The following is a 15,643-nucleotide window of genomic DNA, read 5'->3' as shown; positions in this document are numbered from 1 at the left end:
TATTGTCGGGCGTGGATCGCTCAGTTCTTGGCCTTGTCGACCAGCTTGTTCTTGGAAATCCACGGCATCATCGCGCGCAGCTTGGCGCCGACTTCTTCGATCTGGTGGCTGTCGTTCATGCGGCGGATGCCCTTGAAGCGCGACAGGCCGGCGCGGTATTCCTGCATCCATTCCGAGGTGAATTTTCCCGTCTGGATGTCCTTTAGCACGCGCTTCATCTCGGCCTTGGTCTCGGCGGTGATGATGCGCGGGCCCGAGACATACTCGCCCCATTCGGCGGTGTTCGAGATCGAGTAGTTCATGTTGGCGATGCCGCCTTCATAGATCAGGTCGACGATCAGCTTGACCTCGTGCAGGCACTCGAAATAGGCCATTTCGGGCGCGTAGCCGGCTTCCACCAGCGTCTCGAAACCGGCGCGGATCAGTTCGACCAGACCGCCGCAGAGCACAACCTGCTCGCCGAACAGATCGGTCTCGCATTCCTCGCGGAAATTGGTCTCGATGATGCCCGAACGTCCACCGCCGACGCCGCAGGCGTAGGACAGTGCCAGGTCGAGCGCATTGCCCGAAGCGTCCTGGTTGACGGCAACCAGGCACGGCACGCCGCCGCCCTTCTGGTATTCGCCGCGCACCGTGTGGCCCGGGCCCTTCGGCGCGATCATGACGACGTCGACCGTCGACTTCGGCTCGATCAGCCCGAAATGCACGTTGAGGCCATGGGCGAAGGCGATCGCCGCACCGTCGCGGATGTTCGGCGCGATTTCGTTCTTGTAGATGTCGGCCTGCAGCTCGTCCGGCGTCGCCATCATCATCAGATCGGCCCATTTGGCGGCGTCAGCCACACTCATCACCTTGAGCCCGTCGGCCTCGACCTTCTTGGCGGTCGCCGAGCCGGCCTTGAGGCCGATGGCGATTTCCTTGGCGCCGGAATCCTTGAGGTTGAGCGCATGCGCCCGGCCCTGGCTGCCATAGCCGATGATGGCGACCTTCTTGCCCTTGATCAGGTTGAGATCGGCATCACGATCGTAATAGACGCGCATTTTTACTTCCTTCCCGTTTTTAAGATCAGAGGCCCTGGGGCCCGGTTTTTGCTCCGAAAAGAGCGAGAAACTGCTGCGTCGCGCGTACGGCATCGCCGCCGATCGTCGCCTCAGTCAATTCCAGCCGGTCGCCCAACAGCAGACGGATCTGCACGTCACGGGCGACCAGCCCGAAAAAAGTGCGGAACGCCGTCTCGGCATCCGCGAAGTCCAGAAGCCCGGCCTGGCGCCCGGCCTCGAGCACCGGCTTCAGCCGCCTGGCCAGCGCGAAGCGGCCATTCTCCAGCACGACGGCGCCAAGATTGTCCTTCCCCGAGCCAGCATGACTGACCGCCACCCGGTTGAGCGCGATCGAGGTATCGCTCGAAATCACTTTCAGCCAGTCGGACGCAAACCGCTCCAGGCTTGCCGTCAGCGAGGCAAGGTCAAGCCCCTTGCCGTCGACGGGCGCCACACGCACCTTGGAGGCCTGCCACTGCACGGTTGCCGTCAACAGCCCATCACGGTCGCCGAACCATTTGTAGAGGGTTTCCTTGGAGCAGCTCGCCCGCCGCGCCACGGCGGTCATGGTCAGCTGATCGCCCTCCTCGACCAGCAGCCGCAGCGCCGCATCCAGAACGGCCTTCTGCCGCTCCGTCAGCCCCTGGCTGTTGTCGATGTCGGCGTTTGCCAGCAACACGCTTCGTCCCCGTTCGAAGGCCGAGGCCGCGGATCACCCAACAGCCGTACCGTACGTTACGGTTCGGCATATTGCGCAATCCAATGACAGGCGCAAGAGGGAAAAGTAGAAATATTCGCCTGCAAACGGCTGCGGTGCGCAATGGCCGCTCGGTGCTGGCCAGCCTCAATCGCCGGCAGGCGGGTGGCGCAGCCGGCCAAGCAGCGCCGACAGCGTGTTCAGCTCCTCCGGCGAAAGCCGGGCGCCAACCAGTTCGGCGATCGACCGTCCGTAGACGGCCCACATCCGCCGACGCGTCTCGCGCCCCTTGGCCGTGATGCGGATCGTTTGCCCGCGACCGTCGTCGGCCACCGGCAGCTTCTCCACCAGCCCGTCGGCCTCGAGCCGGGCCAGCAGCCGCGAGATGTTGTACTGCGCAAACAGAGTGCGCTCGATCAGCTGAAACGGCCGCAAGCCGCCCTCGCCCGCCTCGGCGAGCTCGTGCAGCACATCGTACCAGGCAAGCGGCGGCAGGCCGCTCGCCTTCAGCGCGTCCTCGGCACTCTCCACCAGCTGGCGCGACACGCGCATCAGGCGAGCCCAGGCCTTGATGGCTTCCGGCGAAGGCGTGGCTTTCTCTGTCATGACCCACCTTAGGCGATAGATGCAGATGCATCAAGATTGACAATAAATGCAATTGCATCTATATAGATGCAATTGCATCGATTATTGAAAGGCAAATCCGTGAAACACGAAATCTGCAAGGTTGCCGATATCCCGCAGGCGGGCAGCCTGATCGCTCCGTTCTTCGGCCGTGAGGTCCATGTCTGGCGCAGTGGCGAACGCATCCGGGCCGCAGCCAATGTCTGCCTGCATTTCGGCGGACCACTCGACTGCAAGGACGGCAGACTTGTCTGCCAGTGGCACGGCGCCGCCTTCGACATGGCATCGGGCGATCGCCTCGACGGTCCCGCGCCCAAGAATTCCCGCCTGATGTTCCTGTCGACACGGGTCGAAAACGGCGCGTTGAACTATGTCTGGGAAGAGTGAGATGACCGACAAGCTCATCCTCGTCAGCCACCCTCTCTGCCCCTATGTCCAGCGCGCCGCGATATCGCTGACCGAGAAAGGCGTGCCGTTCGAGCGTGTCGACATCGACCTCGCCAACAAGCCGGATTGGTTCAAGGCGATCTCGCCGCTCGGCAAGGTGCCGCTGTTGCGCGTCCAGCGAAATGGCGACGAAACGACAATCTTCGAATCCGCGGTCATCCTCGAATTCATCGAGGAGACACAGGCCAATTCCCTCCACCCGGCCGATCCCTATGCCCGTGCCCGGCACCGCGCCTGGATCGAGTTCGGCTCGGCCACGCTCAACGCCATCGGCCGGTTCTATTCAGCACCGACCGAGGCCGGCTTCCTCGCCGAGTCCCGCGCGCTGGCGGGGATGTTTGATCGCCTTGAGGCCGAACTGGCTGACGGCGCCTGGCGGAATGGCCCGTGGTTCGCCGGCGAGCGCTTCTCGCTCGTCGATGCGGCCTATGGGCCTGTCTTCAGATATCTCGACGCTTTCGACCGGATCGGCGATTTCGGCATCCTGGACGGCAAGCCGCGCGTCCAGGCCTGGCGACAGGCGCTGAGCGATCACCCGTCGATCAGGGATGCCGTGGCGCCGGACTATCCACAGCGCCTGCATGCTTTCCTGCAAGCGAAGGGGTCATTTCTGTCGAGCCTCATCCACCGGAACGATCCGGCCACCGCGCTTCGGCAAGCCCTGCCCGCCTGAACGGGTCGATCACCGTGCCAGCGACCATCGACGCCAGAAACTGCGGCGCCGGCGGGATTTTTGCGATGGTCGCCACCAGCCTGTCGCGGATGAAGGGCAGCGCTGCGGAATCCGACTGGTAGAAGGGCGTGAACGCCAGCGACAACGCCTGGAAGACACGCACGTGCCAGCGCCGCGCAATGGCATAGGCTTCGAGCGCTGCCTCGATGCTCTGCGTGCGCGCCAGCGCGTGACTGAGCGCCGCCGCGTCGAGCAGCGCCATGTTGGCTCCTTGTCCAAGCTGCGGGCTGGTCGAATGCGCGGCATCGCCGATGACGGCCAATCTGCGGCCGACCGGAAGCGTCATCGTATGGTGGCCATAACGGGCCAGCGACAGCTGGTCGAAACTGTCGATCTGGCGGGTAACGCCTCGCTTTGCGGCCATAGCCGCACCACCCTCTCCTTCCAGGCGTCGAGGCCGACAGCGCGTACCGCGTCGGCATCATCAGGCTTCAGGCTCCAGAAGAAGGCCGCCATCTTCTCGGCACCCGGTTCCGGCCGGCCGATCGGCAGCACGCCGATCATCACGCTGGCCTTGTCGTAGCGCTGCAATAGCGCGTGCTCGTCAAAGCCTTCGCCGCGCCAGCTGAGCGACGCCCAGAAGGCACCATAGGTCAGAGGGCGCGGCGCGCCCGCAGCGCCAACGCATTGCCGTAGTTTCGAGCGCGAACCGCTGGCGTCGACGACCAGATCGAACGGCCCTGCCTTTCGTCCCTTGCCACAGATCAGCGTCGCCCGTTCGCCGGCCTCCACCGTCTCGATCTCGACGCTGGTTTCGATGGTGATCGCCTCACGCCGGGCGGCGCGAAACAGCACGCCGAACAGCGCGGCCCGGTGCACCGCCAGGCCGAAACGGCGACCGCGCTGGGCGTCGTAGCGGACGTCGAGCACGGTGCGCCCGGTCGAGGCATCGGCGCCATGCAGCCGGTCGATGCGGGCGCCGAGCGCCAGTATGTCGTCGAGCAGGCCGAGATCGGCCAGAACCGTCAGTCCGGTCGGCTGCAGGATCAGCCCGGAGCCGACGGGCTTCGGCTCCTCGAAGCGCTCGAAGATGGTGACCCTGTGCCCGGCGCGCTTGAGATAGAGCGCCATGGCCAGCCCGGCCGGACCGGCGCCTGCAATTGCAATGTCGTAGGAAATGCCGATGCCCCCAAGCCGAACTGGCCGGGACAATCCTTCAGCCGCCTGATGAAATCAAGTCGCGGCGCCGAATGCTGCCCGGTCACTCAAGCCTGTGTGGCATCGAAACCGGCACGTGCCTCGCGCACGGCATCGTGGTTGAGTTCGGCCCATTGCAACAGATGCTGCAGGGCGCCGAACATCGAACGCCCGAGATCAGTCAGACTGTATTCGACGCTCGGCGGCTTGGTCGGGAACACTTCGCGGTGCACATAGCCGTCGCGCTGCAGATCGTAGAGCGTCTGGGTCAGCATGCGCTGCGAGATGTCGGGCACCAGCCGCCGCAATTCGCCGAAGCGATAGGGCTGCTCGGCCAGCGCCGCCATCAACAGTGAGCTCCATTTGCCATTGAGCCCCTGGATGACCTCGCGGACCGGGCAATCGGCAAGGTTGCCGCCGCCGGTCATCGCTTTGTAGACGTCGAGTTTGGATCTCAGATTGACGATCCGGCTGTCCATGGCTGGTTCCCTGCGTGTGCCTACCTCCCCAAAAACTGCCTTCTTTACGGCACGGGGTCAATTCCTATTTTAGTGCTGGTCTCTTTTTGAGACCACCACCCGAACCGCCATGCTGGCGCAAAATCAGGACCTCCCCATGACCGAAACCCTCCTTGTCACCGGCGCTTCCGGCCAGCTTGGCCGCGCCGTCATCCGCCATCTGCTGGGCGCTCAGAAAGTCGCGCCGGCAAGCATCATCGCCACCACGCGCGACCCCGAAAACCTCGCCGATCTGGCGGCACTTGGCATCACCGTCAGGGCGGCCGACTTCAACGATCCGGCTTCACTGGAGAAGGCGTTTGCCGGCGCCGACCGCGTGCTGATCGTCTCGACCGGCGATCTCGATCTCAAAACCGGCAGGCGTCTGAAGCAGCATGAGGCGGCGGTGGCCGCTGCGAAGAAAGCAGGCGTTTCGCATCTGCTCTACACCTCGATGCCCAATCCGGAGCCGGTTTCGCCAGTGCTGTTCGCCGGCGACCATTACGGCACCGAGCAGGCGATCAAGGCGAGCGGCATCCCCTACACCATCTTCCGCAATGGCTGGTATCAGGAGAACCTGTTCCTGGCGCTGCCGCATGCCATTGCATCCGGCAAGTGGTACTCCTCGGCCGGCGATGGCCGCATCGCCCACGGCGCCCGCGACGACATGGCCGCTGCGATCGCGGCAGGCCTCGCATCCGGCTCAAAGGAGAGCAATATCTATACGCTGACCGGCCCGCACGCCTACACCACGAGCGAGATCGCCACGCTGGTGACGGAAGTCACCGGTAAGCCGCTGGAGGTCATCCAGTTGCCGGATGAGGCGCTGACTGAAGGCGTCAAGGCGGCGGGCCTTCCCGAAGACTTCGCCCGCATCATCGTGTCCTTTGACGCCAACACGCGGTCCGGCCGCATCGCCATGGTGACGGACGCGGTCGAAACGCTTTCCGGCAGGAAGCCCCAGACGCTGAAGCAGTTTCTGGAAGCCAACAAGGCCGCACTGGCTGGCTGAAAACTGCGCGGCGGCTAGTCTTCCTGCCGCCGCGCTATTTCTTGAGCAGGCCGAGCCGAACCAGGCTCTCGCCGGTGGCAGCCAGCGCGTCCTCGCGCGATCGTGGCGCCCAGCCGAGCACACGCACGGCCTTGGCGCTGGTGGCATTCTTGACCTTGCCCAGTTCCGTCACCAGTTGCGCGGCTTCCGCGTTGAACAATCCGACGATCCGCACCAGCCAATCGGGGAGCTCACGCGTCGTGACGCGCGCCGCCGCATCGCCGAGCCGCGTTTTCACGGTCTGCGCGATTTCCCGCACGGTCATGAAATCGCCTGATACAGCCAGGAAGCGCTCGCCTTTGGCGGCTGGATTGGTCATGGCGCGCACATGCAGGTCGGCCACGTCGCGGGCATCGACGACGCCGAAGGACAGGCGCGGCAGCCCCGGCATGGCGCCGTTCATCATGCGCTGGACAAATTCGGTGGAGGTCGAATGGTCGGCCCCCAGCACAGGCCCGAAAATGCCGACCGGGTTGACGACCGCCAGTTCCAGCCTGCCGCCCTCGGCGGCGATAAAATCCCAGGCCGCGCGCTCGGCAAGCGTCTTCGATTTCACATAGGCGCTGACCTTGGCCGTCGGATCGGTCCAGCTCTCCTCGGTGAACGACCCGGGCGGCATCTTGCCATAGCCGATGGCCGCGAAGGACGAGGTCAGCACAACGCGTTTGACGCCAGCGTCCCGCGCCGCCCGCAGCACCCGCAATGCCCCCTCACGCGCCGGAATGATCAGATCATCCTCATGCTTGGGCACGCCGGGCGGGAATGGCGAGGCGACATGGAGCACATAGTCACAGCCGGCGACCGCTTGCGGCCAACCGGCGTCGCTCATCAGGTCGGCGATAGCAAAGGACAGCCGGTCGCCCGGCTCGACGCCGCCGGCCCTGAGCATGGCCAGAACATCGGTTTCACGCTTGGCGGAGCGTATCGTCGTGCGCACGCGGTAGCCCGCCTTCAGCAGTTCGACGATACAATGGGCGCCTAAGAAGCCCGACCCGCCAGTAACAAGCACCAATTCGCCGCTCACGCCCGCCTCCCGTTAGGTCGAGGCGATCAGCCGATCAGATCGCCACCTGCGTCCCGATTTCTACCACACGCCCGGTCGGGATCTGGAAATATTCGGTCGCATCGGCGGCCGTGCGGGCCAGGCCGATGAACAGCTTGTCCTGCCACACCGGCATGCCGGAATTGGGCGAGGCCTTGAGCGAGCGCCGCGACAGGAAGAACGACGTCGTCATGATGTCGAACTTCCAGCCCTGCTTACGGCAGATCGCCAGCGCGCGCGGGATGTTGGGCTGCTCCATGTAGCCGAAGGTCAGCGTCACCCGCATGAACAGCTCGTTGACCGTCTCCATCTTGACCCGCTCGCTGTCGGGCACCACCGGCTGCGGCGCGGTCACCACCGAAAGGATGACGTTCTGCTCATGCAGCACCTTGTAGTGCTTCAGGCTGTGCATCAGAGCGGTTGGCGCGCTGAGCGGATCGCTGGTCAGGAACACCGCGGTGCCGGACACCAGCTGAGGCTTCTTCTTCAGCAGATTGCCGGCGAGGAAATCGAGCGGGATCTCGTTGCGGCGAGTCTTGTCGAACAGATAGCGGCTGCCGCGCACCCAGGTCCACATGCCCAGCACGATGGTGAAGGCCACCGCAAGCGAAGCCCAGCCACCTTCGAACACCTTGACGATGTTGGACGCAAAGAAGCCGACGTCGATGAAGGCAAACAGTGCGGTCAGTGGGATCGCCACCATCAGCTTCCATTTCCAGATGCGGGTCATCACGACATAGAGCAGCACCGTCGTCACCAGCATGTTGCCGGTCACCGAGATGCCGTAAGCCGAGGCGAGCTTGCTGGACTCGCCAAAGCCGACCACCAGCATCATCACCACCAGCGCCAGCAACAGGTTGACACGCGGCATGTAGATCTGGCCGGACTGTCTTTCCGACGTGTGCAGGATTTCCAGCCGCGGCAGCATGTTGAGCTGCACCGCCTGCCTGGTCAGCGAGAAGGCACCCGAAATCACCGCCTGGCTGGCGATGACCGTCGCGGCGGTCGCCAGCACGACCATCGGGATCAGCGCCCAACCCTCGTTCATCTCGAAGAACGGATGGCCGACGATGCCATTCTTGGCCAGCACGAAGGCGCCCTGCCCGGCATAATTAAGCAGCAGGCAGGGAAAAACGATCGCCAGCCAGGCAAGTACGATCGGTTTGCGGCCGAAATGACCGAGATCGGCATAGAGCGCTTCCGCGCCGGTCACGGCGAGGAAGACAGCGCCGACCGTGACGAAGGCGACGTCCGGCGAATGGATCAGGAAGGCGACGATATAGTGCGGGCTGATCGCCAGCAGGATTTCCGGATCGTTGATGATATGTTTCAGGCCGGAAAGGCCGATGGCCAGGAACCAGACCGCGGTCACCGGGCCGAACACCAATCCCACCCCGCCCGTGCCGAAGCGCTGCACCGCGAACACCATGGCGAGGATGACCAGGGTCAGCGGCACCACATAAGGCTGGAAAGCGGGCGTGACGACATTCATGCCCTCGACCGCCGAAAGCACCGAAATCGCCGGGGTGATGACCGCATCGCCGAAAAACAGCGAGGCGCCAACGATACCGATACCCAGGATCACCGCCGAGCGCTTGGGGAAACTGCCGCGTGCCAGCGCCATCAGCGACAGCACGCCGCCCTCGCCGCGGTTGTCGGCGCGCAGCACGAACATGATGTATTTTATCGTAACCGTAATCGTCAGCGACCAGATGATCAGCGACAGCACACCGAGAATATCGCCGCGATCAGCAACCGTGCCGTGGGACGACGCCACCAGCGCCTCGCGAAAGGCATAGATCGGGCTGGTGCCGATATCCCCATACACCACGCCCAGCGCGCCCAGCATCAGCACCTTGGTGCTATGCTGTTCGATCTCCGGATGGCTCGACTGTTCGACGGGTTCTGCCTCACTACCAGCATTGGCAAGGGCCATGGACGACACTCCGATAAGCGCGCGGTGCTCTACGCTTGCTGCAATGCAATATCAAGTGCCGTCACGTAATGGCTCCCATGCCGGCAACGCTAGGCTCCTTGGGAAATGGCCTGTAATCCAATGGTCGCGGGCTGAATTCGCGGCTGCGAGGGCATGGCGGGCGCCCAATAATACCTGCCGTATCTGCTTTAGATAGCGACTTGCGTGCCGATTTCCACGACACGCCCGGTCGGGATCTGGAAATATTCGGTCGCATCGGCTGCCGTGCGCGCCAGGCCGATGAACAGCCGGTCCTGCCACACCGGCATGCCGGAATTCGGCGAGGCCTTGAGCGAGCGCCGCGACAGGAAGAACGACGTCGTCATGATGTCGAACTTCCAGCCCTGCTTGCGGCAGATCGCCAGCGCGCGCGGGATGTTGGGCTGTTCCATATAGCCGAAGGTCAGCGTCACCCGCATGAACAGCTCGTTGACCGTCTCCATCTTGACCCGGTCGCTGTCCGGCACCACCGGCTGCGGCGCCGTCACCACCGAAAGGATGACGTTCTGCTCGTGCAGCACTTTGTAGTGCTTCAGGCTGTGCATCAGTGCGGTTGGCGCGCTGAGCGGATCGCTGGTCAGGAACACTGCGGTACCCGACACCAGGTGCGGCTTCTTCTTCAAGAGATTGGCGGCGAGGAAATCGAGCGGGATCTCGTTGCGGCGGGTCTTGTCGAACAGATAGCGGGTGCCGCGTATCCAGGTCCCCATGATCAACCCCATTAGGCAGGCAACCGTGATCGATACCCAACCGCCTTCGAATATCTTCACGATGTTTGCCAGGAAGAAGCCGCTGTCGATAATACCGAACAGCAAGGTCAGCGGCAGGGCGACCGCCAGTGTCCATTTCCACAGCTTGCGCATGACAACGAACAGCAGGATCGTCGTCATCAGCATTTCGCCGGTCACCGAGATGCCATAGGCGGAAGCCAGCGAACTCGAGCTGCCGAAACCGACGACCAGCAGCATCACCCCCAAGGCGATGAGCAGATTGACGCGGGGCATGTAGATCTGGCCGAGTTTCATTTCGGACGTATGCTGCACCTCGATGCGTGGCAGAAGGTTGAGCTGCACCGCCTGGCGGGTCAGCGAAAAAGCACCTGATATGACTGCCTGGCTGGCGATGACGGTCGCGGCCGTCGCCAGTCCCACCATCGGCATCAGTGCCCAGTCAGGCAGCATCTGGAAGAATGGATTGGTCGGCCTCCCGCCATTGGCCAGCACAAAGGCACCCTGCCCGAAATAGTTGAGCAGCAGGCAGGGGAAAACCACGGAAAACCACGCCAGCACGATAGGCTTGCGCCCAAAATGGCCGAGATCGACATAAAGCGCCTCGGCCCCGGTCACCGCCAGGAACACCGCGCCGACAGTGACAAAGGCGGCCGTGGGTGTGCTGACCAGATAGGCGACCGCGTGATACGGATTGATGGCCAACAGGATCGATGGATCGTCCATCAGGTGATAAAGCCCGGCTACGCCGATAGCCAGGAACCACAGCGCGGTCACCGGCCCGAACACCGCCGCCACCTTTCCCGTGCCGAAGCGTTGCACCGAGAACAGGATGGCCAGGATGAGCAGCGTGATCGGCACGACGTAAGCGTCCAGCGTCGGGGTCACCACCTTGAGGCCTTCGACAGCCGACAGCACGGAGATGGCCGGTGTGATGATCGAATCGCCGAAAAACAGCGCCGCGCCGCAAAGGCCGATCGCCAGGATGAGTCGCGCACCCTTGGGATAGGCGCTGCGCGCCAGCGACATCAGCGACAACGTGCCGCCTTCGCCCTTGTTGTCGGCACGAAGCACGAAGGCGACATATTTTATGGTCACGATGATCGTTAGCGCCCAGACGATCAGCGACAGCACGCCAAGCACGTGAGTGCGCGTATCGATACCGGGCGAAGCGTGAAGCGCCTCACGGAAGGCGTAGATCGGACTGGTGCCGATATCGCCATAGACAACGCCGAGCGCGCCCAGCATCAGGACCTTGGTGCTGTGCTGTTCGGCTCCGGAATGGCTCGATTGCTCGACGGCTTCGGCCTCGCTACCGCGACTGGCAAGGTCCATGGACCACTCCCCGACGAGCGCGCGGTGCTTCACGCATGCTGCGATGCGACGTCAATTGCACGCTATGGCTGCCATACCCGCAAAGCGAAGCTCTACCCCTACCAGCCGCAGGCTCTGAGGAACCGGCCCACCGTGCCGGCCATGCCATACTCCAACGCGTCGGCTGTCAACCCATGTCCGATTGACACTTCGGCCAATGCCGGAATGCGCTTGGCCAGGGCGGGCAGATTGCCCACCGTCAGATCGTGGCCGGCATTGACCTGGAGACCGGCGGCGAATGCCGCATCGGCGGTTTTCCCCAATCTTTCCACTTCCTTGGCCGCCTTTGCGGAATCGGAATGGTAGCTGCCATAAGGGCCGGTATAGAGCTCGATCCGGTCGGCCCCGGTATCGCGCACGGCCGTCATGCCGGCGGGATCGGCATCGGAAAACAGCGACACCCTGAAGCCACCCTTCTTCAGACGTTTGACGATCGGTGTCAGGAACGCCGCATCGGCGACGAAGTTCCAGCCATGGTCGGAGGTTGCCTGTGCCGGATCATCGGGAACCAGCGTCACCTGTTCGGGCTGATGCTTTTCCACAAGCGCCAGGAAATCCTCGCTCGGGTAACCCTCGATGTTGAACTCCGCCTGCGGGAACTCATCGTCGATCAGCGCTCGGATCTGCGGCAGGTCGGAATGGCGTGTGTGACGCTCGTCGGGGCGCGGGTGGACCGTCAGCCCATGCGCTCCGGCGGCAAGCGCAAGCCGGCCAATGCCGATGACGCTCGGCCATGGCAGGTCGCGCCGGTTGCGCAGCATGGCGATGGCGTTGAGGTTGACGGAAAGCTTTGCAGGCATGGCTGGCGTCCGTGAAACAGGCGGGTTGACGGTGCGCCAAAAGCCACAAATTCAGCCGCGGCGCGCTTGAGACCGGGCATCTATAGCGTCTTTAACGGGAACAGATAGGGGTTTCCGGTGTTCCAGAAGACCAGCGTTCTTTCACCAAAGGAGGCCCTGCCGTGAATTTCCTGCAATCCGTGCCGGCGATCCGTCGCATCGACACCGCTCGCGACGACCTGTTCGCCATCGATGTGGTCGGGCATGTCTCGGCGGCCGATGCGGAAAACCTGTTCGGCCTGCTGGAGGCGGCCTACGCGCTCCATAAGCGAATCGACGTGGCCGTGCGCATGGTCGATCACGACGGCGTCGATTGGGCCGACATCTCCGACGAAACCCTCAAACAGGGCGCCGTCCATGCACTGGAGCATATAGGCCGTTGCGCGGCGATCGGCACGCCGGACTGGACGCCGGACGCGCGACACGCCTTGCCCGCGGCGTCGCCCATCGAATTCAGGCATTTCAAGGCCGAGGATGAAGAAGAGGCCTGGGAATGGCTCGGGGCCCGGCAAGTCGGCGTGCGAGAAAAGGCATCCTCATAACTCTACCTGACGATGGTCAGCCGCTCGGCCGCCCGGGTGATGGCGGTATAGAGCCAGCGCTGGCGGGTTTCCTTGAAGGCCCAGCTTTCGTCGAACAGTACGATCTCGTTCCATTGCGAACCCTGCGCCTTGTGCACGGTCAGCGCATAGCCATAGTCGAAATCGTCAAAACGCTTCTTCTGCTGCCAGGGAATGTCGGCGTCGGGATCCTCGAACGCCGCCTTGAGCAGCTTGATCTTGGCGACGCCGCGGTCCGGATCGTCCTCTTCCGGCGAAACCAGCAGGTTGATGCCCGGTTTCACCGTCTCGCGCGACGAGGTCATCACCTTCCACAGCGAACCGTTGAGCAGGCCCTTGGCAGGATCGTTGCGCAGGCAGACCAGCTTGTCGCCGGCCTGCGGATAGTCGGCATTGAAGCCTTTGAGCTCGCGCAGACGCTGATTGTAGCGCCGGCGCGTGCGGTTGGTGCCGACCAGCACCTGGTCGGCCCTCAGCACCAGCTCCTGGTTGACGTCTTCCTTGCCGATCACCTGCGCCGTGCCATAGTCGCCGCGCATGAATTCGCGCCCCTCGCGCACATCGAGCGCCAGCCGCAGGATCGGATTGTCACGCGCCTGCCGGTGGATTTCGGTGAGCAGGAAATCCGGTTCGTGATCGGTGAAGAAGCCGCCGCCCGAAATCGGCGGCAACTGGCCGGGATCGCCCAGCACCAGGATCGGCGTGCCGAAACTCATCAGGTCGCGGCCAAGCTGCTCGTCGACCATCGAACATTCGTCGATGACGACCAGTTTCGCACGCGAGATCGGGCTCTGCCGGTTGAGTGAAAAGGTCGGCGACATCGAGGTCTTGCCAGTCACCTCGTTCTCGACCGATTCCTCGCCCTTGGGCCTGTAGATCAGCGAATGGATGGTACGGGCATTGACCGCACCTTTGGAACGCAGCACCTGCGCTGCCTTGCCGGTGAAGGCGGCGAACTGCACCTGGCCGTCGACATGTTCGGCGAAATAGCGTGCCAGCGTCGTTTTGCCGGTGCCGGCATAGCCGAACAGCCGGAACAGCTGCGGCTTGCCGACCTGCAGCCAGCGGGCGACCGCTTGCAGCGCCTCGTCCTGTTGTGGAGAGAATTCCATCAGCGCGACAGACCGGATTCGCAAGGGAAAGACAAGACAGTCGCCACCATCATCGACGCGTCGCGAACGCCTCAGCGCCGCCGACGGTAAGGCTATCAGGCGCAGACAAGAACGTAAAGAGAACAACCGATAAGACCACTACGACCTATCTGGTCGGTCCGGGATCATTTTCCAGCAGGATCGGCTTACCGTGTGGCGTGGCATGCGCGGCGCGTTCCCAAGCCTGCGCCATTGCATCGACATCGGATTTGACAGCCAATCCTTTCGACGTCAGCAGCCCTTCCAGCGCCGCCAGCCAATGCTCGTAATAGTCATGGCCGTCGGCTGCCGCACCCGGCTTCTTCACTTCTGCCGACAGCGCATCCGCCCATTCGCTCCAAGAGAACAGGCCCTTGTCATGCAACGCCACCGTCATGGCGAACGCCTCGGCCTGCCAGGGCTCGGCGAAAACCGGCGCGTCGAGGCCAGCGGGCAAATCGGCGGCGGTCCCGTCAGGCCGGCTCAAGATAGCTCTCCCAGGCGTCAATCGACACGGTTAGCGTCGGATCGGCGCCCTCGCCCCAGATTTCTGTGCCGTCGAAAGCCACCGTATAGACCCATTGCGGGTTTTCGCCTTGCCCATGCGCGTTGCTGTCGGGAAAGACGAAGCCGTCGCGCACCGCCTCGATCGTGCCCCGCTTACCGCGCGCATAGCGCGGCAACCTGGTGTGGCCGGTCGGGTTGAAGTTTTTGGTCCGCACGGGATCGCCGGCCTTGAACCGCGCCGGCTCCGCCATCGGCCGGTCGCAGGGACCGCCCTTGGCCAGCACGGCAGGCACATTTTCCGCCTTCAGCACCCGTTTCGGGGTCGCCGCCGCATCGATCGCCTCGCCCGCCTTGAGATCGCGCTCGCTGACGAAACCATGGCGCTTGAGCAGGGTCTCCAGCGCCTTGATCCAGATCTGATAGTAGCTGGAGGAATAATAGTCGGCCGGATGCAGCGATTCCCGCGCGTGCCGGCTCTCATCGATGTTCCAGGCGCCCATGCTGCCGGCGCAGAGCGTCACGCCGAGCGCCCGCCTCTCCCAGGCCGCGTGGAAATAGGGTTCATCCCTTTCGGGCGCGACCGGGCCGAACCCCATCTGTCCGCCGAGATCCTGTGGCCCGTTCATGCCGGCTCCCCGGCTTGTTGCGGTTCTTGGGCCAATGCCGTGCCGATCATGGCATCGCGGCTCACCAGCGCGGCCAGTTGCTCCTCGCTCCAGCCTTCGGTGCCCTCCGGCCGCATCGGCACGACGAGATAGCGCAGCTCCGCCGTCGAATCCCAGACGCGTATCCTGGTGGTGGCCGGCAGCGTCAGCCCGAATTCCGCGAGCACGCCGCGCGGATCGATCACCGCCCGCGAGCGATAGGGCGGCGCCTTGTACCAGACCGGCGGCAGGCCGAGCACCGACCATGGATAGCAGGAGCACAGCGTGCAGACGACGAGGTTGTGGGTATCCCCCGTATTGAACACCGCCTGCATGTGCTCGCCCTGGCGGCCGGTATAGCTCAGCGACTCGATCGCCGCCGTCGCGTCGCGCTTAAGCCAATCCGCATAGGCAGGATCGCTCCAGGCCTTGGCCACCACTCTCGCGCCGTTGCGCGGGCCGATCTTGGTCTCGTAGGTATCGACGATGACGTCGATCGCGGCCGGGTCGATCAGCCCCTTGCGGGACAGGATGGTCTCCAGCGCCCGCACGCGTGCTGCAAACGGGTCGAGTTCGTTGTCGTGGTCATGATCATGGGACATGGCCACAAATTACGGT

The 15,643-nt window shown here is 63.7% G+C and carries 16 protein-coding genes and 1 pseudogene; 4 read left to right on the top strand and 13 right to left on the bottom strand.

The features are described from left to right. Positions 1–20: 20 nt before the first annotated feature. The 3 genes from ilvC to CKW40_RS23685 form a co-directional block, all read right to left on the bottom strand. Positions 21–1,040 (bottom strand): ketol-acid reductoisomerase, encoded by a 1,020-nt coding sequence (ilvC, locus tag CKW40_RS23695; protein ID WP_010910140.1) that lies wholly within the window; start codon positions 1,038–1,040, stop codon positions 21–23. A gap of 25 nt (positions 1,041–1,065) precedes the next feature. After that, positions 1,066–1,719, bottom strand: a complete 654-nt coding sequence (locus CKW40_RS23690) for a TetR/AcrR family transcriptional regulator (protein WP_095202262.1) — start codon at positions 1,717–1,719, stop codon at positions 1,066–1,068. A gap of 165 nt (positions 1,720–1,884) precedes the next feature. Beyond that, positions 1,885–2,343: a MarR family winged helix-turn-helix transcriptional regulator gene (locus CKW40_RS23685; RefSeq protein WP_095202261.1), complete on the bottom strand. Its 459-nt coding sequence runs from the start codon at positions 2,341–2,343 to the stop codon at positions 1,885–1,887. 99 nt (positions 2,344–2,442) lie between these two features. On the opposite strand from CKW40_RS23685, the gene CKW40_RS23680 reads away from it, so the two are divergent. Both CKW40_RS23680 and CKW40_RS23675 read left to right on the top strand, forming a co-directional pair. Beyond that, entirely contained in the window at positions 2,443–2,748 is a 306-nt protein-coding gene (locus CKW40_RS23680) for a Rieske (2Fe-2S) protein (protein WP_095202306.1), read from the top strand. A gap of 1 nt (position 2,749) precedes the next feature. Next, complete coding sequence (locus tag CKW40_RS23675) at positions 2,750–3,481, top strand: glutathione S-transferase family protein (protein WP_198421161.1); 732 nt, start codon at positions 2,750–2,752, stop codon at positions 3,479–3,481. On the opposite strand, the pseudogene CKW40_RS23670 reads toward CKW40_RS23675, so the two are convergent. Both CKW40_RS23670 and CKW40_RS23665 read right to left on the bottom strand, forming a co-directional pair. After that, positions 3,429–4,693, bottom strand: a pseudogene (locus CKW40_RS23670) (FAD-dependent oxidoreductase). The gene CKW40_RS23675 and the pseudogene CKW40_RS23670 sit on opposite strands and share 53 nt — an antisense overlap. 53 nt (positions 4,694–4,746) lie before the next feature. Then, a complete protein-coding gene (locus CKW40_RS23665) occupies positions 4,747–5,157 on the bottom strand; it encodes a winged helix-turn-helix transcriptional regulator (protein ID WP_095202259.1) in 411 nt (136 codons plus the stop codon). Between the two features lie 136 nt (positions 5,158–5,293). Between CKW40_RS23665 and CKW40_RS23660 the strand changes: the two genes are divergently transcribed. Then, positions 5,294–6,187, top strand: a complete 894-nt coding sequence (locus CKW40_RS23660; protein WP_095202305.1) for an SDR family oxidoreductase — start codon at positions 5,294–5,296, stop codon at positions 6,185–6,187. Between the two features lie 34 nt (positions 6,188–6,221). Here the strand turns inward: CKW40_RS23660 and CKW40_RS23655 are convergent, their stop codons facing one another. The 4 genes from CKW40_RS23655 to CKW40_RS23640 form a co-directional block, all read right to left on the bottom strand. Continuing rightward, positions 6,222–7,250: an SDR family oxidoreductase gene (locus tag CKW40_RS23655; RefSeq protein ID WP_095202258.1), complete on the bottom strand. Its 1,029-nt coding sequence runs from the start codon at positions 7,248–7,250 to the stop codon at positions 6,222–6,224. Positions 7,251–7,284: 34 nt separating this feature from the next. Continuing rightward, positions 7,285–9,204 carry a potassium transporter Kup gene (locus CKW40_RS23650; protein WP_095202304.1) on the bottom strand — a complete coding sequence of 640 codons (1,920 nt, stop codon included), beginning with the start codon at positions 9,202–9,204 and terminating at the stop codon, positions 7,285–7,287. A gap of 188 nt (positions 9,205–9,392) precedes the next feature. Beyond that, positions 9,393–11,306, bottom strand: coding sequence for a potassium transporter Kup (locus CKW40_RS23645; protein WP_095202257.1), 1,914 nt, complete (start codon positions 11,304–11,306; stop codon positions 9,393–9,395). Positions 11,307–11,404: 98 nt separating this feature from the next. Then, positions 11,405–12,145, bottom strand: coding sequence for a pyridoxine 5'-phosphate synthase (locus CKW40_RS23640; RefSeq protein WP_095202256.1), 741 nt, complete (start codon positions 12,143–12,145; stop codon positions 11,405–11,407). A 161-nt stretch (positions 12,146–12,306) separates the two neighbouring features. Between CKW40_RS23640 and CKW40_RS23635 the strand changes: the two genes are divergently transcribed. Then, a complete protein-coding gene (locus CKW40_RS23635) occupies positions 12,307–12,726 on the top strand; it encodes a SpoIIAA family protein (protein WP_095202255.1) in 420 nt (139 codons plus the stop codon). 2 nt (positions 12,727–12,728) lie between these two features. Here CKW40_RS23635 and CKW40_RS23630 read toward each other — a convergent pair whose 3' ends face one another. The 4 genes from CKW40_RS23630 to nthA form a co-directional block, all read right to left on the bottom strand. After that, complete coding sequence (locus CKW40_RS23630) at positions 12,729–13,856, bottom strand: ATP-dependent DNA helicase (RefSeq protein ID WP_095202254.1); 1,128 nt, start codon at positions 13,854–13,856, stop codon at positions 12,729–12,731. Positions 13,857–14,001: 145 nt separating this feature from the next. Beyond that, the gene (locus CKW40_RS23625; RefSeq protein ID WP_095202253.1) at positions 14,002–14,361 is read right to left on the bottom strand and encodes a nitrile hydratase accessory protein; all 360 of its coding nucleotides are present in this window, start codon (positions 14,359–14,361) and stop codon (positions 14,002–14,004) included. Further along, positions 14,348–15,007, bottom strand: coding sequence for a nitrile hydratase subunit beta (gene nthB / locus CKW40_RS23620; RefSeq protein ID WP_095202252.1), 660 nt, complete (start codon positions 15,005–15,007; stop codon positions 14,348–14,350). The genes CKW40_RS23625 and nthB overlap by 14 nt, the downstream gene beginning before the upstream one ends. Continuing rightward, entirely contained in the window at positions 15,004–15,627 is a 624-nt protein-coding gene (gene nthA, locus CKW40_RS23615) for a nitrile hydratase subunit alpha (RefSeq protein ID WP_095202251.1), read from the bottom strand. The genes nthB and nthA overlap by 4 nt, the downstream gene beginning before the upstream one ends. Positions 15,628–15,643 lie beyond the last annotated feature (16 nt).

Source organism: Mesorhizobium carmichaelinearum, from assembly GCF_900199455.1.
Classification (GTDB): Bacteria; Pseudomonadota; Alphaproteobacteria; order Rhizobiales; family Rhizobiaceae; genus Mesorhizobium; species Mesorhizobium carmichaelinearum.
This window is presented reverse-complemented; position numbering and strand designations above follow the sequence as displayed.